The 23,361-nt window shown below is 69.8% G+C and carries 22 protein-coding genes; 10 read left to right on the top strand and 12 right to left on the bottom strand.

Translation table 11 applies throughout. From position 1 onward, the window contains the following. Positions 1-101: 101 nt before the first annotated feature. Genes IO39_RS54740 through IO39_RS24470 form a run of 5 tightly spaced genes read right to left on the bottom strand, consistent with a single transcriptional unit; the run spans position 102 to position 2,948 of the window. Positions 102-272, bottom strand: a complete 171-nt coding sequence (locus IO39_RS54740; protein WP_157548840.1) for a hypothetical protein — start codon at positions 270-272, stop codon at positions 102-104. Between the two features lie 15 nt (positions 273-287). Then, positions 288-617, bottom strand: coding sequence for a hypothetical protein (locus IO39_RS24485; RefSeq protein ID WP_043627592.1), 330 nt, complete (start codon positions 615-617; stop codon positions 288-290). Positions 618-631: 14 nt separating this feature from the next. Then, positions 632-1,288 (bottom strand): DUF2637 domain-containing protein, encoded by a 657-nt coding sequence (locus IO39_RS24480; protein WP_043627590.1) that lies wholly within the window; start codon positions 1,286-1,288, stop codon positions 632-634. Between the two features lie 18 nt (positions 1,289-1,306). After that, the gene (locus IO39_RS24475; protein WP_043627588.1) at positions 1,307-2,626 is read right to left on the bottom strand and encodes an FtsK/SpoIIIE domain-containing protein; all 1,320 of its coding nucleotides are present in this window, start codon (positions 2,624-2,626) and stop codon (positions 1,307-1,309) included. Continuing rightward, a complete protein-coding gene (locus tag IO39_RS24470) occupies positions 2,619-2,948 on the bottom strand; it encodes an SCO3933 family regulatory protein (RefSeq protein ID WP_043627586.1) in 330 nt (109 codons plus the stop codon). The genes IO39_RS24475 and IO39_RS24470 overlap by 8 nt, the downstream gene beginning before the upstream one ends. 110 nt (positions 2,949-3,058) lie before the next feature. On the opposite strand from IO39_RS24470, the gene IO39_RS24465 reads away from it, so the two are divergent. After that, positions 3,059-3,421, top strand: coding sequence for a GntR family transcriptional regulator (locus IO39_RS24465; RefSeq protein ID WP_043627585.1), 363 nt, complete (start codon positions 3,059-3,061; stop codon positions 3,419-3,421). Here IO39_RS24465 and IO39_RS24460 read toward each other — a convergent pair. Then, positions 3,381-3,572, bottom strand: a complete 192-nt coding sequence (locus IO39_RS24460; protein WP_043627583.1) for a hypothetical protein — start codon at positions 3,570-3,572, stop codon at positions 3,381-3,383. The two genes, IO39_RS24465 and IO39_RS24460, sit on opposite strands and share 41 nt — an antisense overlap. A 364-nt stretch (positions 3,573-3,936) precedes the next feature. Between IO39_RS24460 and IO39_RS24455 the strand changes: the two genes are divergently transcribed. Continuing rightward, positions 3,937-4,677, top strand: coding sequence for a helix-turn-helix domain-containing protein (locus tag IO39_RS24455; protein WP_043627581.1), 741 nt, complete (start codon positions 3,937-3,939; stop codon positions 4,675-4,677). Positions 4,678-4,679: 2 nt separating this feature from the next. Beyond that, complete coding sequence (locus tag IO39_RS24450; protein ID WP_043627579.1) at positions 4,680-5,156, top strand: NUDIX hydrolase; 477 nt, start codon at positions 4,680-4,682, stop codon at positions 5,154-5,156. On the opposite strand, the gene IO39_RS24445 is transcribed toward IO39_RS24450, so the two are convergent. The 3 genes from IO39_RS24445 to IO39_RS24435 are packed head-to-tail and all read right to left on the bottom strand — an operon-like array spanning position 5,124 to position 6,581. After that, positions 5,124-5,690, bottom strand: a complete 567-nt coding sequence (locus IO39_RS24445; protein ID WP_043627577.1) for an HD domain-containing protein — start codon at positions 5,688-5,690, stop codon at positions 5,124-5,126. The genes IO39_RS24450 and IO39_RS24445 overlap by 33 nt on opposite strands. Positions 5,691-5,737: 47 nt before the next feature. Continuing rightward, entirely contained in the window at positions 5,738-6,238 is a 501-nt protein-coding gene (locus IO39_RS24440) for a GntR family transcriptional regulator (RefSeq protein WP_245642187.1), read from the bottom strand. Further along, positions 6,222-6,581, bottom strand: coding sequence for a hypothetical protein (locus tag IO39_RS24435; protein ID WP_157548838.1), 360 nt, complete (start codon positions 6,579-6,581; stop codon positions 6,222-6,224). The genes IO39_RS24440 and IO39_RS24435 overlap by 17 nt, the downstream gene beginning before the upstream one ends. Before the next feature lie 142 nt (positions 6,582-6,723). On the opposite strand from IO39_RS24435, the gene IO39_RS24430 reads away from it, so the two are divergent. The 4 genes from IO39_RS24430 (at position 6,724) to IO39_RS24415 (ending at position 13,043) form a co-directional block, all read left to right on the top strand. After that, positions 6,724-7,449: a helix-turn-helix domain-containing protein gene (locus tag IO39_RS24430; protein WP_052423315.1), complete on the top strand. Its 726-nt coding sequence runs from the start codon at positions 6,724-6,726 to the stop codon at positions 7,447-7,449. Positions 7,450-10,806: 3,357 nt separating this feature from the next. Beyond that, the gene (locus IO39_RS54735) at positions 10,807-11,403 is read left to right on the top strand and encodes a hypothetical protein (RefSeq protein WP_157548836.1); all 597 of its coding nucleotides are present in this window, start codon (positions 10,807-10,809) and stop codon (positions 11,401-11,403) included. A 314-nt stretch (positions 11,404-11,717) separates the two neighbouring features. Continuing rightward, a complete protein-coding gene (locus IO39_RS50915) occupies positions 11,718-12,083 on the top strand; it encodes a hypothetical protein (RefSeq protein ID WP_052423314.1) in 366 nt (121 codons plus the stop codon). Between the two features lie 426 nt (positions 12,084-12,509). After that, positions 12,510-13,043, top strand: a complete 534-nt coding sequence (locus tag IO39_RS24415; protein ID WP_157548834.1) for a hypothetical protein — start codon at positions 12,510-12,512, stop codon at positions 13,041-13,043. A gap of 103 nt (positions 13,044-13,146) precedes the next feature. Here IO39_RS24415 and IO39_RS50910 read toward each other — a convergent pair whose 3' ends face one another. Further along, positions 13,147-13,941: a hypothetical protein gene (locus IO39_RS50910; protein ID WP_052423313.1), complete on the bottom strand. Its 795-nt coding sequence runs from the start codon at positions 13,939-13,941 to the stop codon at positions 13,147-13,149. Positions 13,942-14,162: 221 nt separating this feature from the next. On the opposite strand from IO39_RS50910, the gene IO39_RS24405 reads away from it, so the two are divergent. Continuing rightward, a complete protein-coding gene (locus IO39_RS24405; RefSeq protein WP_043627568.1) occupies positions 14,163-14,828 on the top strand; it encodes an HNH endonuclease family protein in 666 nt (221 codons plus the stop codon). Between the two features lie 51 nt (positions 14,829-14,879). Here IO39_RS24405 and IO39_RS24400 read toward each other — a convergent pair whose 3' ends face one another. Next, the gene (locus IO39_RS24400; RefSeq protein ID WP_043627565.1) at positions 14,880-15,527 is read right to left on the bottom strand and encodes an adenylate kinase family protein; all 648 of its coding nucleotides are present in this window, start codon (positions 15,525-15,527) and stop codon (positions 14,880-14,882) included. Positions 15,528-15,726: 199 nt separating this feature from the next. Here IO39_RS24400 and IO39_RS24395 point away from each other — a divergent pair, with 199 nt between their 5' ends. Together IO39_RS24395 and IO39_RS24390 are read left to right on the top strand one after the other, a co-directional pair. Next, positions 15,727-17,004 (top strand): C39 family peptidase, encoded by a 1,278-nt coding sequence (locus IO39_RS24395; protein ID WP_043627563.1) that lies wholly within the window; start codon positions 15,727-15,729, stop codon positions 17,002-17,004. Positions 17,005-17,216: 212 nt separating this feature from the next. Further along, on the top strand, positions 17,217-21,764 hold the full coding sequence (locus tag IO39_RS24390) for a caspase, EACC1-associated type (RefSeq protein WP_043627561.1): 4,548 nt from the start codon (positions 17,217-17,219) through the stop codon (positions 21,762-21,764). Here the strand turns inward: IO39_RS24390 and IO39_RS24385 are convergent. Next, positions 21,710-23,230, bottom strand: a complete 1,521-nt coding sequence (locus IO39_RS24385) for a glycoside hydrolase family 43 protein (RefSeq protein WP_043627559.1) — start codon at positions 23,228-23,230, stop codon at positions 21,710-21,712. The two genes, IO39_RS24390 and IO39_RS24385, sit on opposite strands and share 55 nt — an antisense overlap. Positions 23,231-23,361 lie beyond the last annotated feature (131 nt).

The raw sequence follows: 23,361 nt of genomic DNA, 5'->3' as shown, positions 1-23,361 counted from the left end.
GTGGTTGTCGATGCCGGTGCCGTCGCAGTCGCGGCAGCGGGCGTCGTCGGAGTCGATGCCGGTGCCGTGGCAGGTGCAGCAGCGGTAGTGGAGCACCTCGTTCATCTCGGCTGCTTCCTGTCTCGGGCTGTGGTGGTGAGGTAGACGCGCCAGTGGTGGGGGCGGGCGCGGTCGGGGTAGGCGCGTGAGACGCCGATGACGGTGAAGTGCAGGCGTAGACGGAACAGGGCGTCAACGATCTCGGCTCGGGTGCCGTCGATGCGGATGCGCATGGTCGGTTCTCCTGTTCAAGAGGCGGGTTCGATGCAGCCGCGGTAGCTGGTTTCGGCGTCGTAGCGGGCGCGGGCGGCGGCCAGGATGGCGACGGCGCGGTATTCGACCGGGCCGAACAGGCGCGAGGTGGCGTGGTGGTCGTACGGCGAATCCTCGTGGTCGATCTCCGAGCCGAGGAAGGCGGCGATCTGGTCGATCTCGGCACACTGGTCGGCGTCGCTGGCCTGGCCGGGAAAGTGGTGGACAGTGACGCTGGGCGGTACGGGGACGTCGGGGTGGGCTTCGAGGAAGGCGGCCAGGTCGAGCAGGCCGTTGATGAAGGCGGTGCGGTGGTTGGTGGTCATCGTCGGTTCTCCTTTCAGGCGGTGCGCAGGGCGCATAGAAGGTCGGAGGCGAGTTGGCTGGACACGCCCAGGTGGGTGCGTAGGGCGTCACAGGTGATGGGCTTGCCATGTTTGGCGTGGTGGTCGTCGGCGACACGGCGGGCGTAGTCGACGAGCGCGGGCGCGAGGTCGCCGTTCCGTTCTTGCTGGCCGCGGTCCTCGTCCTGGGCATGGTGTGGGACAAGTTCCGGGGTCGTGGACGAGGCCAGAACGGACGACGACGACGCCACTGACGTGACGGACCGTGCGGGTCTCGCCGCACGGCGTTCGAGCATCGAGATGGCGATGAGGAAGGCGGCGGCCGGGGTGGCGGCGGTGATCCAGCCCCAGATGGTCGGGTCGGCTTGGGCGAGGTTGGCGGCCAGGGACAGGACGATGCCGCCGGTCAGGACGAGGACGGGCCAGGTGAGGCGGCCGGGCCGGGGTCGGCTGTGCTTCTTGTCGCGTTGGCGTTCGCGGGCGGCCATGACGCAGGTCAGGTCGATGCAGACGGCGACGGCCCAGGACATCCAGCCGGTCTGGCCGTGCTGGCTGGCGGTGTCGCGGATGTGGGTGAACGATCCGGCACCCGCGATGGCGGCCAGGACGAGGACCGGGCCGGTGTCGAGTAGTCGGCAGGCGAAGCGTCGCATCGTTCCTCCCTTCGTGGTTCAGGCGTTGATGGGCTGAGGTAGGTGGGCGGTGATCTCGTCCCAGGTCGGGGTGAGGTGGGCGTGGGTGCGGGCGGCGTGTTCGGCGGTCTGCTCGGTGACGTAGAAGGAGCGGGCGCGGTACCACTGGCCGTCCTGGCTGGCGACGATGGCCACGCCGGGTGTCTCGGCCGGGATGGCGCGAGCCGAGACCAGGGCGGCCGGGTCGAGGTCGCCGAGGGTCATGGTGGCGGTCTCGGGGTCGTTGACGCGGTGGCAGATGCGGCCGGAGCACTGGGCGCGTAGGGCGGTGACGCCGGGGCCGAGGTCGGAGCCGATGCGCTGGCCGCAGCAGAACAGGTAGATGCCGAACGCCCGTCCGAGCTGGGCGACTCGCAGCAGCGCCGTTGAGGTCTTGGCGATCTCGTCCTTTTCCGACTTGTCGGCCATCAGGTACAGCTCGGCCAGCTCGTCGACCAGGACCACGACCGGGACCGGGCGGACGCCGGGCGGGAGCTGCCAGATGTTGCGGGCACCGGCCTGGCGGCACAGGCCCATGCGTTCGACCATCAGGCCGACCAGGTCATCAAGCAGTACGCCTGATTCGGCGCGTGAGGTGGCCAGCGCGGACAGGCGCGGGCTGTAGGGCGTGAACTCGACCCCGCCTTTGAGGTCGAAGCCGACCAGGGCCACGGGTTGCGGGGCCAGCCCGACGATCAGGGCGTTGGCGAGGTTGGACTTGCCGGATTGCGTTGCGCCCGCGTTGAGCCAGTGCGGCACGGTGCGGAAGTCGATAGTCCAGGGCTTGCCGGTCTCCAGGCGTCCCACGGTGACCTTGAGCAGTTCGGATGAGGGCGGGAGTTCGTCGACCTTGACCAGCGGGTCGCGCATGGTGGCCATGAGGACCACCCGGCCAGGCCCGGGTGAGGAGACGCGTATCGCATGGACGCCCCAGGAGTGGGCGAGGCGTTCGGCGGCATCGGCGTAGTCGCCGGGTGTCTGACCTTCCAAGGTGTGGACGGTCACGCGCCACCCGTGCCGGGTCGGCAGGGGCAGCCACATGAACGGCTTGGTGTCGACGGCGACCCGCTGGAAGCGGCGGCGGACCTTGACCAGGCCGGTGGAGGCGATCGCCCCTGGGACGGTGGTGAACCACCAGCGTTGCCGTTTCTTGGTCAGGTTGCAGCCGAGGGCGACCCGCCGCCAGGACGCCCGTACCGACAGGGCCACCAGCGGGAAGCCGAGGACCAGCCAGAAGGACGGGTAGTGGTAGCGGCGCCAGGCCCACGCCCCGGCCGCGAGAGCGGCCAGGACTGCGAGCACGTCCAGCGCGTCACGCATCGGCGGCCTCCCGCACGGGGAGCAGGGCGTTGGCGCGGTAGGCGATGCCCCATCGGCCGGCGATCTCCCAGACGTAGCCGAGCAGGCCGATGGCGTTGACCTGGTCGCCGACGCTGATGGGCGGTTCGCCGGTGATGCCGATCTTGACGAGTTCGATGCGGCCGAACTCGTCTTCGACGGAGACGGTGACCTCGTAGACGGTGTTGCCGTTCTTGTCGGTCTTGATCTCGCCGGTGTCCTTGTTGAGGACCCGCGGGCGCGGGGCCTTGACGCAGGTGATGGCGAGCTTGCTGACATCCACAGGGATCGGGACGGAACGCATGGTCTGTGACCTCCTCTTTCGTCGTTCACCAACATAGTTAACCTAGTTGGCTTGGTTGTCAATGTGCTCTCGGTTGGCTTGGTCGAACTTTCGTGGTGTGATGGACGGCGATGGTCAAGAACACCGGGCGTCCCGGCTACCTCCAGATCGCCGACGATCTCCGCGCGCAGATCCGCGGCGGCTCTCTGGCGCCCGGAACCCCGTTGCCGTCCACCGCGCAACTGGCCGAGCAGTACGACGCTTCGCTTTCGGTGGTGAAGATGGCCGTCGGCATCCTGCGCAACGAGGGCCTGGTGATCGGCCAGCAGGGCAAGGGCGTGTTCGTCCGCGAGGCCGAGGAGCCGCCGCCGGCTCGCGATGACGAGGTGGCCGAGCTGCGCGCCGCCGTCCAGGACTTGTCGGTGCGCCTGGCGAAGGTCGAGGAGCAGTTGGCTACGTCCACGACACGCCGTTCCGGACGTAGCAGCCGGTGACCTTCCGCGCCAGCGACGCCGACGCCCCGTCCGGCGCCTGACGCAGGCTCAGCCGCTTGTCCTCCCGGCGGATGCCGACCAGCACCATCACGTACCCAACGAGCAGCGCGACGCCGAAGAGCCCGGCGATGATCAGGGGAATCGCGGTCATGACCAGCTCACCCCCGCCTCAGCCAGACCGCGAGGGGCGCGCGGGGGACGCCGACTCCCCGAGCGCCGCCGGCCGCGCCGGTTCCTGGCCCGTTCCTTACGCGCCCAGCGATCCCGCCCCAGGCACTTGGAGCAGCGGGTCTGTCCCTCGGCCAAGGCGTTGCCGCACTCGCAAGCGGGCGTCTCGCCCAGGATCGTGATCTCGATGTTCATAAGTGCATCTCCTCCTTCGGTCGGTGCCGTTGTGGCGTTGTGCAACCGAGGATGCGACGCAGCGTTAGGACGAGATCACTACACGACGGGACATGTTCAAGACGTCCGGCCTACGATGGCCAGGTCCCCGGACGTCCTTGGGAGCAGGTGAGATGGCGAACGAACGGCTACGCGCGGCGCTGTTGCAGAAGGGCGTGAGCGTCGCGGACCTGGCCGAAGCGATCGAGGTCGATCCCAAGACGGTCGAGCGGTGGATCACCAAGGGTCGCGAGCCGTACCGTAAGCACCGCTTTGCCACGGCTTCGTACCTGGGTGTGGACGAGACGTACCTGTGGCCGCAGGCCCTGTCCCGCGAGCAGGTGGTCGCCGCGTCCGAGAGCGAGGTCCTGGCGATCTATCCTCACCGCTGGGCCGTCCCCCGGGACACGTGGGGACGTCTGTTCACCGCCGCGTCCCAGGAGATCGGCGTCCTGGTCTACAGCGGGCTGTTCCTCGCCGACGACGCCGCAATGGTGCGCCTGCTCGGCGAAAAGGCGCGGGCGGGTGTGCGGGTGCGCATCCTGCTCGGCGATCCGGACTGTGCCGAGGTCGCGCAGCGGGGTCAGGACGAGGGTGTCGGGGATGGCATGGCCGCGCAGATCCGTAGCGTGCTGGTCTTCTACCGGCCGCTTCTTGGACTGGACAACTTCGAGCTGCGGCTCCACCAGACGATCCTGTACAACTCGATCTACCGGGCCGATGACGACTACCTGATCAACATGCACGTGTACGGCACCCGTGCCGGGAATGCGCCCGTGCTGCATCTGCGCAGGGTGGCCGGCGGCGAGATGGTCACCACCTACGCCGACAGCTTCGAGAAGGTCTGGGCCGCAGCCGTCCCGGTGGAGTCCTGACCATGGCCAAGCGCATCGACTTCTACGACGACCCCACCGCGCCCGAGCCGAACAGCCTGGTGCCGTCCGTGAACGTCATCGTCATCAATACGGCCGGGGACGTCCTGATGATCCGCCGCAGCGACAACGAAAACTGGGCCGTGCCCGGCGGCGCCATCGACCTCGGCGAATCCATCCCAGAGGCGGCCGTCCGCGAAACGGCGGAGGAGACCGGCATCAGGTGTGAGATCACCGGCCTGGTCGGCACCTACAGCGACCCCCGGCACGTGATCCTCTACACCTCCGACGGCGAGGTCCGCCAAGAGTTCTCCATCGTCCTGACCGGCCGCGAGATCGGAGGCGAGCCGACCCCGAGCGAGGAGTCCCGGGAGGTCCGCTGGGTGCCCCGGGACGAGGTCCTGTCTCTGCCGATGGACCGGTCGATGCGGATGCGGATGGAGCACTACCTAACCGGCGCCGGCCTGCCGTACATCGGATAGCGCCGCCTCCACCGATCGCACCGAGGACACGATGCACGGGGTGGCGTCCGTGATCGACCGGCCCACCACGTGCTCGGGCCCGTACCGGGAGTGGATCTCGGCCAGCCGGTCGAGCACGTCCACGTGCCTGCCGTCCGGGCCGGTCGTCATGTCGCAGTACGTCAGCGCCCGCGCCAGGTCCGGCCGCTCCTGATCGAACTCCTTGGCCAGCACATCGAGCAGATCCCGCTGCCGCGCCTCGTTGTCCGCACACGAGTGGTACGCCACCAGCCGGCACAACCGCTCATCCGCCCCGGCCACGTCGCGAAGGTAGCGGGCACCGTCGAGCTGGTGCATGCCGGTGTCGACCAGATCAGGGGCGTAGCCGATGTCATGCAGCAGGCAGGCGGCGATCAACATGTCGGTGTCCGCACCGAGGACCACCGCCAGGGACTCGGCCTGCTCAGCGACCCCCTGAGTGTGCGCCCACCGCCGGGGCAACGTCGTCTCCAGCAGGCCTTTGGCCACGCCATATGCCCATTCGGTATGTACCATGCAGCTCACGATAGGCATGGCGGTCGGCGGATAACGCCATGGCGAGGCTAGACGTCCTGGGACGTCCTCGGGTCCCATTTCTGGACGAAACGCCCCCGGCCATGCTCCGCCGCCACCAGCCCTTCCTGCTCCAGCAGAGCCAGGGCCCGCCGAACCGTGTTTCGCGACGCCCCGAACCGCCGCCGCAACGCGGCCTCACTCGGCAGCAGATCCCCCGGCGCGAACTCACGCCGCTCGATCCGCTCCCGCAACCACCCAGCGATCAGCCGATACCGATACGAGGCAGCCGCGCCTTCCCCGAGCACCACGCGCCCCTTGGACGGAACCGTGACCAGCAGCCTCTCCTCCTCCAGGATCGCCAACCCACGCCGTACCGTGTTCCGCGCCACCCCGAACTCCCGGCACAGCTCCGCCTCCGAGGGCAGCACCTGACCGGGGGCGAACTCACCCGACCGAATCCGCTCCCGCATCCGATCAGCGATCCGCACGAAGACCCGCCCGCCGGTCAGCCATCCCCCCGCACTCATCGGCTCAGCGACGGTAGGCATCAAGCAGCTTGTCCAGGTCAACCCGCAGGTCTCCCTGCTCACCATCCGCCCACCCCTCCCGCGCGGCCTCCTCGATCCGGTCCACCGCAGTGGCCATCCTCAGGAACGACACCCGCTCGTCCTGCTGATCACCCCAGTAGAACCAGCAGAACGGCAGGTGCACGAACACCCGCCGCACCCGGCACTGGCTGTCCGTCACTTCCAGCGCCGGCCGCCCATCCTGGGCGACGACCAGTACGTGTGTGACGCCCCGTTCGCCGAGCTGCTCGCCCAGCGCGACCAGTAGCCTCTTCGCGTACGCCCGCTGCTGCTCCTTGATGCTCTGGCTCTTGTGCACTCTCACCCTCCCCGACGTCCCGTGCGGTTCCGTGCGTCGAGCTTGACTCCGCGGCCTGGGTCGAGAACACCGCAACTCAGGGACGTCTAGGGACGTCTAATGCTAACGTCGCAGCACAGGGTCGTACTGCGAGAGGAGCAGGCCGGTCATGAACAACAACCTCCGCTACGCGCTGGCCGCAGCCCGCCTCAACACCACTGACGTCGCCGCCGCCTTGGCCGTCGACCCCAAGACCGTCAGCAGATGGCTCAACGGCCGCATCCCCTACCCCCGCCACCGCTGGGCCGTCGCCGACCTCCTCAACGTGGACGAAGTCGACCTATGGCCAGAAGCCGCCCCGAAACGCCGGGCACTCGCCGAGGGCATCCACACGATCTACCCCCATCGCTGGGCCATCCCCCAGACGACCTGGCGCACCCACTTCACCACCGCCACGAAGCAGATCGACATCCTCGCCTACAGCGCCCTCTTCCTCGCCGAAGACCACGCTACCCAGCGCATCCTCACCGAACGGGCCGAAGCCGGCGTCCAGGTCCGCATCCTCCTCGGCGACCCCGACAGCCCAGAAGTCGCCGCAAGGGGAGTCGACGAAGGAATCGGCGCCGAGGTGATGGCGGCCCGCGTCAAGAACGCCCTCACGCTGTACCGCCCTCTACTCGACGTTCATGGGGTGGAACTCCGGCTCCACCGCACGATCCTCTACAACTCCCTCTACCGCGCAGACGACCAACTCCTGATCAACACCCACGCCTACGCCACCCCGGCCGCCAACGCCCCCGTCCTGCACCTCACCAACACCAACGACCAGGGACCGGCAAGCACCTACCTCACCAGCTTCACCCGCATCTGGACCACCGCCCAGCCCCACCACTAGTAGCTCAAACCTCAGCAGACACAGCTCCGGCCAGACCAGAAAGCAACTTCTCTCCACGTCATTCAAGGGCAGCCCGCCTGCGGCGGCCTGCCGCGCGTCGGGCGATCGCTGGCCGCGCTGCGGCTCTCCGGCCGGTCGCAGCCAGCGCCGCCCGCGCTCGATATCCAGCCACTTGCGAGGACCCTGGCGGGCGTCAAAGCCTCTGCCGGAGCCCTCCAGGAGAGCAAGTTGATCTGTGATGTTCGTCACACACTCATCAGGTTGCCGACCCGCCAATTGGCTCCGCTGACTCAAGCATGGGCGTCTCTACGCAGAGGCCGGCCGATCGTTCGATGGCTCAGGGGAGGGGGGCTTGGGCATCCTGACTTCCTTGATCAAGTCCTCCAATCTGGTGATTGCATACAAGACCACGACAGCTACGAGCCTGCGTAGGCATGAGATCTGCCTCACCGTCCCGGGCCGACACGTCCAGCTTGTCCGAGTTACTTGCTCACTCCGCCTCGTTGAGGTTTCAGGAGAGGTGGGGCATATCGGCTCGGTCCGGAGCAGCAATCCGATGGCTCGCTATGGGCGTTCTTGACGCCCAGAAGAGAGCCGCTCACTGCTATGAGACGGTACGCGTGTTGCTGCATCTACGGCTCACGGGTGCTACGCATAGTGACCGAGGACGGTTCTCCTGGCCAGTCCTGCTTGATCGTATGCCGATGCACCGACCGCCTCCGGCCGCCATCGGTTCGGCTAGGGGCTGAGGCCCTGCAACTCTGTCAGAGGGCTCATGCGAAGAGTTAGACGAAGCCAGACGAGGGAACCGGACCGTACGTCTGGGAACCGGACCGCGCGGGAACCGGACCGTACGTGCGGGGACCGGACCGCCCGTACGTGCGGGGACCGGACCGCGCGGGAACCGGACCGTACGTGCGGGGACCGGACCGCGCGGGAACCGGACCGTACGTGCGGGGACCGGACCGTCCGGGAACCGGACCGTACGTGCGGGGACCGGACCGTCCGGGAACCGGACCGTGCGGAAGCAGTGGACGGAACACCGGACGGGACACCGGAAGCGGCCGACGGGACACCGGACGGGACACCGGATGGAACACCGGGCAGGACACCGGGCAGGACACCGGACGGGACACCGGACGGGACACCGGGCAGGACACCGGACGGGACACCGGAAGCGGCGGACGGGACACCGGGCAGGACACCGGATGGAACACCGGATGGAACACCGGACGGGACACCGGGCAGGACACCGGACGGGACACCGGACGGGACACCGGACGGGACACCGGACGGGACACCGGACAGGACAGCCGAAGCAGCGTCCCGAAAGCAGCGAGTGGTCCGGGGCTTGTATGACAGGGCCGGGGAGGGAACCGGACCGCACGGGAACCGGACCGCACGGGAACCGGACCGCACGGGAACCGGACCGCACGGGAACCGGACCGCACGGGAACCGGACCGCGCGGGAACCGGACCGCGCGGGAACCGGACCGCGCGGGAACCGGACCGCGTGGAGGGACGGGGCCGTACGGGCGGCGGCCATTCTGTGTCAAGGCGTGACTATCCGTCCGTACGAGAGAACCGGACCAGCCTCGCGAGTGACAGGACGACTTCGGTGGCGGGTCGCCGATGCGGCTGAGTGCCTGATCTCGTCACTGACCGGCGGGTCGTGGAACATGCCGAGGCGGTCCGGATCACGTTGCGTAGCGCATTCCTGGTGATGCCATCACTCAGGTTTGCTGGCGCCGTCACTTGCAATACGCGAAACTTGTCTCTCTCGGATTAAATCTGAGAGTTGCGCACCTGGATTAATGCCGAGATCGAAAGGCGGGCAGGTGGTGTGTCGGCATGCCGAAAGTGTGGTGTTCAGGTCGCGACGCGGCGGCCTTTTGCGGGATAGATGCGCATTCCAATCTCATTCGATCCGGCTTCGTTGCTGGTCGTCCTGGTTCGGACATGACGTCAGCGGGTGGCTTGTTGTGCCGAATATTATCGACACCTATTCGGATAGCATCTTGGAATGAGTGGGCCTTTTTCGGCGAGAGAGAAAGGTCTAATAGATGCCCCATTTTCGACCTTCTCTTGTGTGGAAGGCCAGGTAGCGCAGCGTACGTCGCGCAGGCGTCTAGGCGCCCGCCAGCGCCGCTCTCGCGCTACATTGGCCTCATTCCCTGACTCTGCCAGCGTGGAGCAGGAGACGGCGAGGGTCGTCGCAAAGACGACGGCCCCCCGCTCGCAACGGGAGGCCGTCATTTCCTCAAGCAGGCACACCCTAGGAGGTGCACTTGTTCAACAGATTACGGCAAGTTGTCGTCTTGAGCGATTCTGGCGTCTGGCCGGGGGAGAGCCATGCGCTCATAGTTCAGGAAGCCGTCAACGCTAGTCGCACGGTGGTGTCTGGCATGACTTCTATGGCGCTGATTTTCGGGGTCGTATGCGTCCTCTTGGGAGCCGTAGTGCTCCCTGCTATCTGGTCGCGGAAGAAGTACAGGCGTCAAGCTGCGTTAGAGGTGCTGGACCGGGTTATCAAGGTGTTGCAGCGCCGCCGCTAGAGCACGGCCGCAGAGTTCCGGGGACATGAGTTGGGGATTCTGCGGCCGGATGCGCCGTACCAACCGACGCTCAAGCTGCCGCGCCGCCTCGCACAGCCTGATCGTCCCGTACGCCGTCACACGATTGGGCAGCAGCGCCGGCCCTCGACCATGGGTCCCCGCTTCACTCGTAAGGGGATGTTCGCGGCGGAGGCCGTGACGATCGCTGACTTCGGACCTCCCCGTAGGCGGCTGGGGCGATCGGCTGCCGCGGCCCTCCTACGTCGGGCCTTGCCACCGGATATCTCTGGCCGAGGTGACAGCAGGGTTGACAGCAACGTCCCCGCACGCCGACGCATCCAAGCCACCTTCTACACGCATCTGACCAGGGTGGCGATCAGCTGAGCAGGATGATCGGTCCGCCTGAAAAAACGGAAGGTCGGCGCTTGTCGAACAGCATCCGACAGTAGATCTCGCGAGAGTCAGGGAAGGGGGAGCAAGAGCCCGGATCAGGCTCATGTTTGCGAACGTCACGGCCGGACCACTGTCGCGGAGTAACAGGACCCCTGGACCTGCGTCCGGCGTCGGCTAGGTACGAGATCGGAACGTAACCCCCGGTTCCAGCATCTTCGATCGGAGGGGGAGAAATTGTCGGAGCTGGCCGATAGTGTCAGCGGATCTCCTCCGCCCCCAAGCCCATGGAACGGACCCGATGCCAGCGCGAAACCGCACACCTCTGCCGATAGGTACACATCTGGGGATCTTCGAGGTCGTCTCGGTTCCATTTCCCCGGCTGGTGCCGGGTCGCAGCGGGCAATCCCAGATGCGCAACCGTTACTTCGTACGGCTGCGATGCACAGGCCCTGGCTGCGGATGGGAAGACGATGTCCGGGAGGACGATCTGGAGCGGCGCAAAACCGCAGCATGCGGTTTCTGCTACATCAGCCCCGACGGAGACCCCGAGGCGAGGATTCACGTAGAGCGCGTATGGAAGGGCCGCCAGCAGACATACGACCGCTACCGCTATCACGGGAAGTCCTATGACCGGCTTCATAGGATCTGGGCGAACATGCGCGAGCGCTGCTCAAACCCAACCTCTGAGAAGTGGAAGCGTTATGGCGGCCGCGGGATAACGGTGGATCCAGGCTGGAAGAACTTCCGTGCATTCGAGGCATGGGCCTTGGAGAACGGCTACGCAGACGGTCTTACCATCGACCGGATCAACAACGACCGCGGGTACGAGCCCGGCAACTGCCGATGGGTCACTGATCTGGAGAACCTACTGAACCGTGCCAGGTATCTCCCAATGCCACTCCACGAAGCGCTTGAGGCACGTGCCGCCGCGGATAACGTCGATACCTATTCCGTGATCCGAGCGGCCCTCGAAGCCCTGCGCGCTGAGAGGGAGCAAATCTCATGACGACCTCAGCGACGCCGACCGGCGGGAGTGAGGCGCTTCCGCGCCCTGGCCGTGGTGCCAGGGTCGGGTTCACTTCCGGACGCCTGACAGTCGTGGAGGTGCTGGACCTCCGACCGGCGCTCTCTGGGCGAGGAAGCGAGCGCTGGGTCCTGGTCGAATGCTCCTGCCACGACCGGACCCGAAAGGAGCTCCGATGGAGCAGCGTGCGCAGCACCAACACGCGAAGCTGCGGATGCCTCGACACCGAGAGCCGGCGGACCAGGCGCCGCACCCACGGTGAGTCTGGGACACCGCTCTACCGGAGCTGGTCTGCTATGAAGCAGCGCTGCTCCAACCCCAACATCAGGGGAGCCCATCGTTACTCCGGACGGGGGATCACGGTCTGCACGGAGTGGGCCGACAGCTTCGAGAAATTCCGGGACTGGGCAATGGGGCACGGCTATGTCGAAGGCAAGGAACTCGACCGAATCGACAATGATCTCGGCTACTCGCCCGACAACTGCCGCTGGGTCACCAAGCTGGAGAACCTCGACAACCGGTCGAAGTACCTCCCTCTCGACTTGGAAGTATGGCTCCATGAGCACGCACGACAGCTCGACTACACGCCGTACGAGGTCATCAAGCAGGCACTGGAGTCCTACCTCGGGGTTTCACGGACGGATCGTGCTGGTCCTTCATGAATGTCACGACCGCATCGCTTAAGGTCATAGGTTCCCAACTGTTTCCCCGGGAGTAGGTGGGCTTGGACGTATCCGCGGTCGATGATGCTGTCGACTGTGGTGAGCCTGAGCCCTGAGTCCTTCTCGTGCATCGCCATGGGGCGACCTCCTCCTTTGTTCCGTTCCTGTTCCGTGGGAGCACCGAAACCAGCGACAAGCGATGCGAAGCGTCCGCAAGCGTAATCCCTGCTGAGCCACATGATCGACTCGGTTTCCCAGGTGGCATGTCGTGGGATCGGAGATCATGCAGATCTTCGAGGGCACCAACCAGATCCAGCGCCTGGTCATCAGCCGCCACCTGGCCAAGTAGCGGCTGACAAGCGAGAACCCCGCCCGGAGGCCCGCCGCGTGTTGGCCGGCCTCCGGGCCGTCGCCATAGTGATACGTATGCAAGGTTGGTGGGCCAATCTGTTGCAGGGGGCCTTGTCCGCGATCATCGGCGGCATCGTGGCGGCGATGACCGCGTGGGGCGTGGTCGTGGCGACGCGACGCCACGAGAGACGAGTCGCGCTTGAGATCGAAGCCCGGACGAGCGCGATCGAGTTCTTCGTGCTCTTGGCCGACATCGATACACAGCTGACTCGATCGCTCGACAACGGCACTGCGCTGCCGCACATAACCGACAGCAAGAACTGGACGGTCAACGTGTTGAAGGCCGAGATCGCGATGTTCTCCCTCGGGCGGGAGACGGGAAACGCGTTCTCCCGGCAGATCGGCGATCTGAGACGAGCCCTGGAGTTGGCCGAGGGAGATGATCCTCCCGACGCCGCTTTGGTGACGGCCGCCGTGGCGGCGCTGCATGTGCTCACCGAGCATCTTGCTGATTGGCTGATGCAAGGACGGCACCGGCCGGACCTTGACGACTCCATCCGCAGCGCCGGCGCGCGGCGGCGACTTCACCGGCCTCCACCTGCTGGTTGATCAGGCGAAAGGCCGCTCGGCCTGGTTGACCGGCTTCCCTTGGGAGCGGGATGCCAGGAGGCGCCGGTCATCGACGTGGGGACTCATCGATCGGCGGCAGAGTTCAGGCCGGGGAGTCTCTCCAATCGTCCCGTCCCGCCGTCTCGTCGTCGGAGGGCACGGCGATGTCGGTCTTGGCGCCCCAGCCGGTCAGTCGGGCGTCGCGGAGGTTGGTGATCAGGCGCTGACCGAGTCGTTCGGGCCAGGATGTCCGGACCCTTCGTACCAGTTGGTCCCTTCCCAGCCACAGCCGCCACGAGAGTTCTTTCTTGGCGTATTTCCCGGTTGGCGCTTTCCCGCCGTGTTGGTCGCGGAACGCGGGAGACACCTTGTAGAGCTCGCCGAAGGTGAGCGTCCCCCGGTAAACGGTGGTGCGAGTGCCGTCATAGACCCCTCCGGCGTGCCTGGCCTCGGCCGTCGCCAGAACTGCGCGCAAAGTGTCTGGATTGGCGAGGTCGATTCCACCGGACTCCAGGAAGGGACGAATCTTCTCCTTCTCGGAAGACAGGACCCAGGTCTTTCCCTCGGGGGCGGGACAGATCCAGCCCTGGCAGTACCTCCGTCCCTTGAACGTGAGGAACCGTGGGGCGGGTTCCGGGACGTCGGTGGAAGGGACGTCTCTGATGTCGGTGGCCGTCACCATGCCCTTGCCGAACTCGGCCCGGATCTTCTTCCGGTAACTCACCTTGTCCCCGACTTCCCACCATGTGGTGACCTCTGACATGGTCACACCACGGTTCTCCGCCAATTGACTCCGGAGCGCCTCGGCCGGACCGGTCAGCGGCGCCTGAGCATGCGCGGCGCCGCCGAGTCCGGTGAGCACCACGGCGGCGCTCACCCCGACGGCCATCGTCGTCACCCATCGCCTCATCGGAGCCGTCCTCTCTCGATCCTCCCCCATCGGGATGGCATCCCTGAGAATCTCGCCGCGCGGTCTCTTTCCGATCACTGATGGGCGGCAGGTGATCGACTGGCCCGGCACGACACCATGCGACGCCGAGTTTCCTCGCCTCCCGGGCCGGCTCGGCAAGTGACCCTTGGCATGTGGGAATCCCGCTGTGGGCGGGCATGCCGCTGGGTATGGGTCGTACCTTGATCTTCTTCAGGCGGGCAGCCGCCGTCGCCGTGCTGGCTCTCGTGCTCCTCCCGATCACCGCCGCCCTCACCGCCCCGCGGGCGGTGGCCGAGCCGCGCGAGCGGTCGCAGGCCGAGGGGGCGGCCCTCGCCCGGCGCATGCTGACGCAACTCAAGGTCGCCGAGCCGTTATCGATCCGCGGCTACAGCCGCAAGCGGTTCCAGCCGCTCTGGGCGCGGCACAAGGGCACGTGCAGCACGCGGGAGTACGTGCTGGCCCGCGACGGGCGGCAGGTGCGCAAGGACAAGACCTGCCATCCGGTCAGGGGCCGCTGGTACAGCCCGTACGACGGCAAGGTGCTCAAGAGCGAGAAGCAGGTGGACGTCGATCACGTGGTGCCGCTCGCCTACGCCTGGCGGTCCGGGGCCAAGCGCTGGAGCCCGGCCAAGCGGCGGGCGTTCGCCAACGACGTGCGGCGGCCCGAGCTGATCACGGTCAGCCACTCCGCCAACATCGCCAAGGGCGGCCAGGGGCCCCAGAGCTGGCGTCCGCAGCGCCGCGCCCACTGGTGCCGGTACGCCACCTCGTGGATCAGCGTCAAGCACCACTACCGCCTCTTCGTGACCCGCAAGGAGAGGACGGCCCTGCTCAACATGCTCCGCACCTGTTGACCACCCGCCCGGGAAGCGGCCGCTGCGTGCCACCGTACCCGCTCCCGCCTCCTACCCCAGGTACGGCGGGAGGTTGAAGCGGGTGCGGATGGCGCGCTGGACCGTGGCCTTGTCCTCCCGGGCGTCCACCGTCATGACGTACTCCTTGCGCCGGAACAGCTCGATCACCGGGTCGATCTTGCCGTGGTAGTCGGCCAGCCGCCGGGCCAGGGCGTCCGGGGTGTCGTCGGCCCGGGTGACCAGCTCCCCGCCGCACACGTCGCACCGGCCCTCCACCTCGGGCCGGTGGGCGATGAGGTTGTAGTCCATGCCGCAGCGCGAGCACAGGCGGCGGGCCAGGACGCGCCGGCGCACCTCGTCGTCCGGCAGGTCGAGGTGGATCACCCCGTCGAGGTCGTAGCTCTCCAGGAAGAACTCCGCCTGCCGCCGGTTGCGCGGGAAGCCGTCGATGACGAACCCGTAGTTCCAGTCGTGGAGCTGGAGGCGGTCCTTGACGACGTCCGCCACCAGGTCGTCCCCGACCAGTTCCCCGGCCGCCACCAGCCGGCGGACCTGGGCGCCGAGTTTGGTGTGGTTCTTGACGTGCCAGCGGAAGATGTCGCCGACGCTGATGTGCACCAGATCGAGGTCAGTGGCGAGCAGCGTGCTCTGCGTGCCCTTGCCGCTCCCCTGCACACCCATGATCACGTATTTCCGCATGTCCCACTTCCCGGGGAGAATGATTCACGTTCTGAGCATCGTCACCATCCCATCCGGGTTCATGCCTACGAAGGCGATCGGATGCGCCGGGACGGCGCACAGCGCGGGCTGCGGGGCCGATACGTAGATTTGCCGATGCCCAGGTGGGCCGGGGTGCCTAGTGTCGGGCGCGTCGAGTGCCTGCGATGAAGGTGGGGCCATGCCCGGGCTGTCCGTGATCCTGTCCACCGCGCTCCTCCTGGCCGCGGCCTTCGCCGACCCGGCGGGCCCGAAGACCGGTGCCGCCGGGCGGGAGGCGGAGGCGGCCGGGCGGGTGGTGCCGGAGGTCGTGTTCCAGCGGGCCGACTTCACCGCCGGCACCCCCGAGGGCACGACGGCCGGTGACGGGCTGGCGTTCGGCGCGGCGGCGGGCACGGTGTCCCACACCGACGCGCTGGGCACCCGGACCTGGGAGTACGCCCGCTGGACCGGCCCCGAGCAGGCGATCGGCTTCGGGGCGACGGAGCTGATCGCGTCCTGGACGGCGGACGTGCCGCAGGGGAGCTGGATGCAGGTCGAGGCGCGGGGCAGGAACGCGGAGGGCCTGACGAAGTGGTACTCCCTGGGCCGCTGGTCCTACGCCGAGGGTGACATCATGCGCACCTCGGTGCCGGGCCAGGGCGACGCGGACGCCACGGTGGCCGTGGACACGCTGGTCGCGGCGGCGGGCAAGCCGCTGAGCGGCTACCAGTTGCGCCTGACCCTCTACCGGCGGCCGGGCTCGGCGGTGACGCCACGCGTGCGCACGTCCGGCGTGATGAGCTCCAACGTGCCCGAGCGCAAGACCGTGCCGGTCAGCCCCGGCGGCGGCGCGTGGGGCACGGAGCTGGCCGTGCCGCGCCGCTCCCAGAACGTCCACGAGGGCCACTACCCCGAGTGGAACGGCGGCGGCGAGGCGTGGTGCAGCCCGACCTCGACCACCATGGTGCTGGGCTACTGGGGCAGGTGGCCGAGCGAGCAGGACACCGCGTGGGTCGATCCGTCCGACCCGAACCCGGAGGTCGACCACGCCGCCCGCCACGTCTACGACCACGCCTACGGGGGCGCGGGCAACTGGCCGTTCAACACGGCCTACGCCGGGCGCTACGGCATGGACGGCTTCGTCACCCGGCTGCGGTCGCTGACCGAGCTGGAGCTGCTGATCAAGGCGGGGGTGCCGGTCATCACCTCGCAGTCGTTCAAGAAGAGCGAGCTGCCCGGCGCCGGGTACGGCACCGAGGGCCACCTGATGGCCATCGTCGGCTTCACCGAGTCGGGGGACGTGATCGCCAACGACCCGGCCTCGGCGAGCAACGCGGCGGTGCGGCGCGTCTATCCGCGGGCCGCGTTCGAGAACGTCTGGCTGCGCAGCTCCAGCAGCGGCGGCGTGGCGTACGTCATCCACCCGCCGGACCATCCGCTGCCGCCCACGACGCCCGGCCTGCCCGCCAACTGGTGAGCCAGGGCCGGGCGACCCGCCCCCAAAATCTGGAGTTCCAGATGGCATTCCGCGTTGTCATGATCTGCCCACAAATGTGGTGATCTTTGGCCCTAAATCGGGGTGTGTGGGCGGGTAGCACGCCGTACATGTCCTGGTAGTCCACTCGACGACCGGCGGAGACCTGCGTACCCTGGCAGCGCCGATTGACCGTCCACTGCGTGGAGCGCCGGATGACTGAGGAAGATTCAGCGACGCTCGAGAAGACCCGGGTCGTCCGGGCCTCCAGGTGGAACGGTCCCCCTCTGTTACTGGCCGCCGAGGGCGCCAGGGCGGTGGTGGCCGGCACCGGCGCCCACCGGCCCTCCTCGCGGCTGCCGCAGGTGCCCGCCGTCCCCGCCACCGTCACCGACGTCGGGCAGTGCCTGGTGGAGCGGGCGGGCCTGGCGCCCGCCGGCCTGACCGTGCTGGTCGACCCGGCCACCCCCGCCGACCTCGGCGAGGCGCTGGAGCGGGCGGCGCGCGAGGCCACGAGCGTGCTGCTGTTCCACTTCGTCGGGCACGGCCTGTTCAGCGCCGGCAACGAGCTGCACCTGGCCACGCACGCCACGGTCGACCTGGGGCAGGGGCCGCCCGGCCACCAGGCGCTGCCGTGGACGATGGTGCGCCGGATCCTCTCCGGGTCGCGGGCCGGGCTGGTCGTCGTGGTCCTCGACTGCTGCTTCACCGGCGGCGCGCGGCCGGTGCCCGCCAAGGCGATGGAGCAGCCGCTCGACGCCTCCTGGCGGGGGGCGTACGTGCTGGCCTCCGCCGGCAGGGACGAGAACTCCTGGGCGTTGCCCGGCGTCCGGCACACCGCGCTCAGCGGCGCGCTGCTCCGGCTGCTGAACGAGGGCGACCCCGACGGGCCGGCCGCGTTCACCCTGGACCACGTGCACCACCACCTGGCGCGCGCCCTGCCCGGGGCGGGGTTCCCGCGGCCCCGGCGGCAGGCCGGCGAGCTGAAGGAGCTGCCCCCGCTCGCCGCCAACCCGGCCCACCAGGCCCCCCGCACGCGCCCGGGCCCGCCGCTCTCCTCGCCCGGCGACCTGAACAGCCCCTACCGGGGCCTGGCGGCGTACGGTGCCGGGCAGGCCGCCCTGTTCTTCGGCCGCGACGAGCCGGCCAGGTCCCTGGCCACCCGCGTACGCCAGGCGCTGCGCGCCGCGGGCCCCCCGGCGGCCATCGGCGGGCAGGAGCCCGGGACCGGCGGCCCCCTCGTCCTCACCGGCCCGTCCGGCTGCGGGAAGACCTCGCTGCTGCAAGCCGGGCTGATCCCCGCCCTGGGTGACGACGTGGGCGGGACCGTCACGCTGACCCCCGGCGCGTGGCCCATGGCGCGGCTGGCGCGCGAGCTGGCGGCGCTCACCGGCGGCGACCCGGAACGGCTGCGCGCGGTCATCGAGTCCGACCCGGGCGCGGTGCGGCGCGGGCTGCCCCGGCGCACGCTGGTGCTGGTGGACCAGTTCGAGGAGCTGTTCACGCTGTGCGCCGACGAGACGGCCAGGCGGCGGTTCGTGGCGGCGCTGGCCGAGCTGTCCCGGTCGGCGGCCGTGGTGATCGCGGTGCGCGGCGACTTCTTCGGCCGCTGCGCGGCCTTTCCGGGGCTGCTGGAGACGATGCGGCGGCCCGAGGTGGTGCCGCCCCTGTCCGCGGCCGAGCTGCGCCAGGTGATCGAGGAGCCGGCCGTGCGCTCGGGGCTCTCGCTCGAACCCGGCCTGGCCGACCTGATCCTCGACGACCTGCGGGCCCTGGAGGGCTCCGACGACCTGCTCGCCCTGCTCTCGCACGCGCTGCTGGCCACCTGGCAGCGGCGTACGGGCGGGGTGCTGACCATGGCGGGCTACCGCGCGGCCGGCGGCGTGGCGCGGGCCGTGGCGCTGAGCGGCGAGGAGACGCTGCGCCGGCTGGGCGCCGCCTCCGAGCCGGTGGCGCGGGCCCTGCTGGTGCCGCTGGTCCACGTGGACGAGCGGGCCGGCGGCATGCGGCGGCGGGTCCCGGTCGCCGAGCTGAGCCCCGGCCCCGCCTCCGTCGAGGGGCAGGTGCTGGCCGAGTTCGCGCGGGCGCGGCTGGTCACCGTGGACGGCGAGGAGGCGGAGCTCGCCCACGACGCGCTCATCCGGGCCTGGCCCCGGCTCGCGAACTGGGCCGAGACCACCCGGGCCGCGCTGCTCGTACGGCGCCGCCTGGCCGAGGACGCGGAGCTGTGGCAGCGCGACGGCCAGAACGCGTCCTACCTCTACACCGACGACCGCCTCGCCACCGCCCAGGCCGCCGTGCCGGCACTGCCCGCGACCGCGCGGGCAGCCACAACCACACAGGCAGCCACAACCACGCGGGCAGCCGTGACCGCACCGCCCGTCACCGCGCACGCCGCCGTGACCGCACCGCCCGCCGCCTCGAAGAGCGCTCCGGGGATCACCCCTGTCGAGCGCGAGTTCCTCGACGCGTCCCTGCGCAGGCGGTCGCGGCGCCGGACGATCACCCGCGGCGTCATCGCCTCCCTGTCCGTGCTCTTCCTCGCCGCCGCCGCCGGCGCCGTCGTGGCCCTCGTCCAGAGCAGCGGCTCGGCCCGCCTGGCGGGCGAGGCGGCCAGGCAGCGCGACGAGGCGCTGTCGCGCCGGCTCGCCACGGCCGCCAACGCCGCCGGGGACACCTCGCTCGGCGCCCAGCTCGCCCTGACCGCCTACCGCCTGTCGGCCACCCCCGAGGCGCGCGGGGCGCTGCTCGGCTCGCTGTCCCGCCCGGTGGGCGCCCGGATGATCGGCCACACCGGGCCGGTCGAGCGGGTGGCGTACCGCGCCGACGGCCGGGTGGCCGTCACGGCCTCCGGCGACTTCACCGCCCGGCTGTGGAACGTCGCCGACCCGCTGCGCCCCGCGGCCCTCGGCGTCGTCAGGGGTCACACCGGCCCGGTGCTGGCGGCGGCGTTCACCGCGAACGGCAAGATCCTCGCGACCGGCTCCGCCGACGGCACGGCCCGGCTGTGGGAGGTCTCCGACACCGCGGGGCCGCGCGCCCTGGCCACCCTCAAGGGCCACGCGGAGCAGCTCGGCTCGGTGTCGTTCAGCCCGAAGGGCGACGTGCTGGCCACCGCGTCCACGGACGGCTCGATGCGGCTGTGGAACGTCGCCGACCCGGCCAGGCCCGCCCAGGTCGCCGCCGTGGAGCAGGACTCCGACGTGACCAGGGCCGCCTTCAGCCCGGACGGCCGCCTGGTGGCGCTGGCCACCACCGGCGGCGCCATCCACCTCCTCGACGTGCGCACACCCGCCAAGCCGGCCCGCCTGGCGACGCTGACCTCGGCGGAGGGCGCGGTCAGGAGCGTGGCCTTCGCCCCGGACGGCTCCTCCCTGGCCTCCTCCTCGGCCACGGGCGCGGTGCAGCTGTGGGACATCACGGCCACCAAGCTCGTCGGCACGGCGCGCGGCCACTCCGGACCGGTCGACGACGTGGCGTTCAGCCCCGACGGCGCGGTGCTGGCCAGCGCCTCCGCCGACGGCACGGCCGGCCTGTGGAGCGTGGAGAACCCGGGCGCGCCCGAGCGGACCGCCACGCTGGCCGGGTTCCCCGACGGGGTGACAGGAGTGGCGTTCAGCCCGGACGGCCAGAACCTCGCCACCGCCGCCACCGACGGCGTCGCCCGCCTGTGGAACGTCTCCAACGCCTCCCGCACCTCCCCCTACGCCCGGCTCGCCCGGCACACCGGGCAGGTCAACGGCCTGGCCCTGGCCGGGGACGGCCGCACGCTGGCCACCGCCTCGGCCGACCGGACCGTCCGGCTCTGGGACGTCTCCGACCCGGCGGTGGCCACCCCGCAGTCCACGCTGTCCGGTCACACCGGGCCGGTCCTGGCCGCCGCGTTCAGCGCCGACGGCCGCCGCCTGGTCACGGCCTCGGCCGACAAGACGGCCAGGCTGTGGGACGTCTCGGAGACCGCGACCCCGAAGCTGCTCGGCACGCTGACGGGTCACACGGACGACGTGCTGTCCGCGACGTTCAGCCAGGACGGCAAGCTGGTCCTGACGGCCGGCCGCGACGGCAGGCGGATGGTGTGGAACGTCGCCACGCCCGCCCGTCCCACCCGGGTGTCCGCGCCCGGCGCGGCCGACGGGCAGGCGAGCGTGGCCGCGTTCCGGCCCGACGGCCGGCTGATGGCCGCCGCCGTGGGGTCCGGCGCCGTACGGCTCTGGGACATCTCCACCCCGGCCGAGCCGCGCGGCCTGATCACGTTCGCCGCCCATCCCGGCCGCGTGCTCGACCTGCGCTTCAGCCGCGACGGCAGGACGCTGGCCACGGCGTCGTCCGACGGGACCGTCCGGCTGTGGAACGTCGCCGACACCGCCCGCCCCACGCGCCTGTCGGAGCTGGCCGGGCACTCCGCCGACGTGACCGGGCTCGCCTTCGGCGCCGACGGCCGCACGCTCGTCACCTCCTCCGCGGACACGACCGTGCGGATCTGGAACGTCGTCACCCCGTCCAGCCCCGCCCTGTGGGCGGTGCTCGGCGGCCGGAGCGCGGCCGCCGACGTGGAGCTCGGCCCCGACGGCACCATGCTGGCCGCCGCGTCCGGCGCCGGCGCCCAGCTCTGGGGCCTGAACGTGGAGCAGGCGACCGCGAACGTCTGCGAGACGTCGGGGACGCCGATCACCCGGGCCGAGTGGGCCCGGCACGTCCCCGGCCGCCCCTACGCGCCGCCCTGCGCCGCCGCCACGGCGCCCGCGGCCCCGTCCGCCGACTGATAGGTGATGTCCTCGAAGACGGCCCGGCCTCCCTCGCCGGCCAGGTCCTGCACCCACAGCCCGACGAACGCGCCGGTGAAGCCGAAGGAGCGCACCAGCCCGTCGACGATCTCGTCGGCGTGCTCGTCGGACAGGATCGTGGCGTCCAGCTCCACCGGCACGACCTCGCCGTCGCAGGAGAAGCGCAGCACCGGGCCGTCGAACTCCAGCCCCAGCCGGCGGGCGGTGCCCCCTGCGGTGAAGTGCACGGTGCGGTGGCCGCGATCGCTGCCGGTCAGCACGAGGCCGTCGGTGGTGAGCGCCAGGTGGTACCAGTTGCGCGAGTTGTAGTAGGCGGTGATCCCGGCCGACTGGTGCACGGTGACCGGCTCGAACGTCACGTTCGCCGCGAACGCGCACCTCTTGCCCGTCACCCGGCGGGCGACCAGGCTGGGGGCGCGCCGCCCGTACGGTGACTGCCCGCCGGTGATCGTCACCCGGTCGCCGTCGAAGCTCACCCAGTCGGGCGAGGCCGGGCGGCGCAGCGTGCTCCAGTCGTCCCCCGCGTCCGGCCAGGGGTGCGGCGGCAGGCCGGGCGCGGGCACCTCGACGGCCGGCACTCCCCCGGCCACGCGCGGCCACCCGTCCACCCACTCGACCTTCTGGATGGCGCTCTCCCTGCCCAGCACGCACCGCCCGCGCGGCCCGTGGGGCCGGGCGGCCAGATGGGCCAGGTACCACTCGCCGCCCTGCGTCCGCACCAGGCACCCGTGCCCGGCCTTCTGCAGCTCCAGGCCCGGGTCGTGGCGGGAGGTGAGCATCGGCCCGGCCGGGTCCTCCTCGTACGGGCCCTCCAGCGACCGCGAGCGCAGCACGCTGACGCGGTGCTCGTAGCCGGTGCCGCCCTCGGCCACCATCAGGTAGTACCAGCCGTCCACCCGGTAGAGGTGCGGCCCCTCGGTGACGTTGCGGTTCTCCAGGATGAGGCGCGGCGGCGCGTCCAGGGCCAGCGGCTGCAGCTCGATCCCGGCGAACCCGCGCCCCGGGCGGGAGTCGAAGACCATGGTCAGCAGGTACGAGCTGCCGTCGTCGTCGTGGAAGAGCGCGGCGTCGAACCCGCGCCCCGGCAGCCGCACCGGGTCCGACCAGGGGCCCTCGATGGCGGGCGCGGTGACCAGGTAGTTGGCGACGTCCTTGTAGCCGTGCGCGTAGTGGTCCATCACGCTGTAGACCAGGTGGAACAGCCCGTTCGCGTACGTCAGGTCGGGCGCCCACACCCCGCCCGAGTCCGGCACGCCCGACAGGTCGAGCAGCCTGCGCTCGTTCAGGATGCCGCCCAGGGAACGCCAGTTGACCAGGTCCCGCGAGTGGTGCACGCGCACGCCCGGATACCACTCGAAGGTGGAGGTGGCGAGGTAGTAGTCGTCACCGACCCGCAGGATGGACGGGTCGGGGTGGAAACCGGGCAGGACGGGGTTACGGATCATCGATTCTCCACAGGAAGCTGACGGCCCACGACCAGGCCGCCCCCATGATCCCGCACCCCCGTCCGCGGCCCTCCACCAGGACGGACGGCGCACGGCCGATCCCGGTGCCGGACGGGGCCACGCCCGCGATT

The organism is Nonomuraea candida (assembly GCF_000725485.1).
Taxonomy (GTDB): domain Bacteria; phylum Actinomycetota; class Actinomycetes; order Streptosporangiales; family Streptosporangiaceae; genus Nonomuraea; species Nonomuraea candida.
The sequence above is the reverse complement of the archived record's forward strand: the minus strand, read 5'-3'. Positions and strand labels throughout refer to the sequence as shown.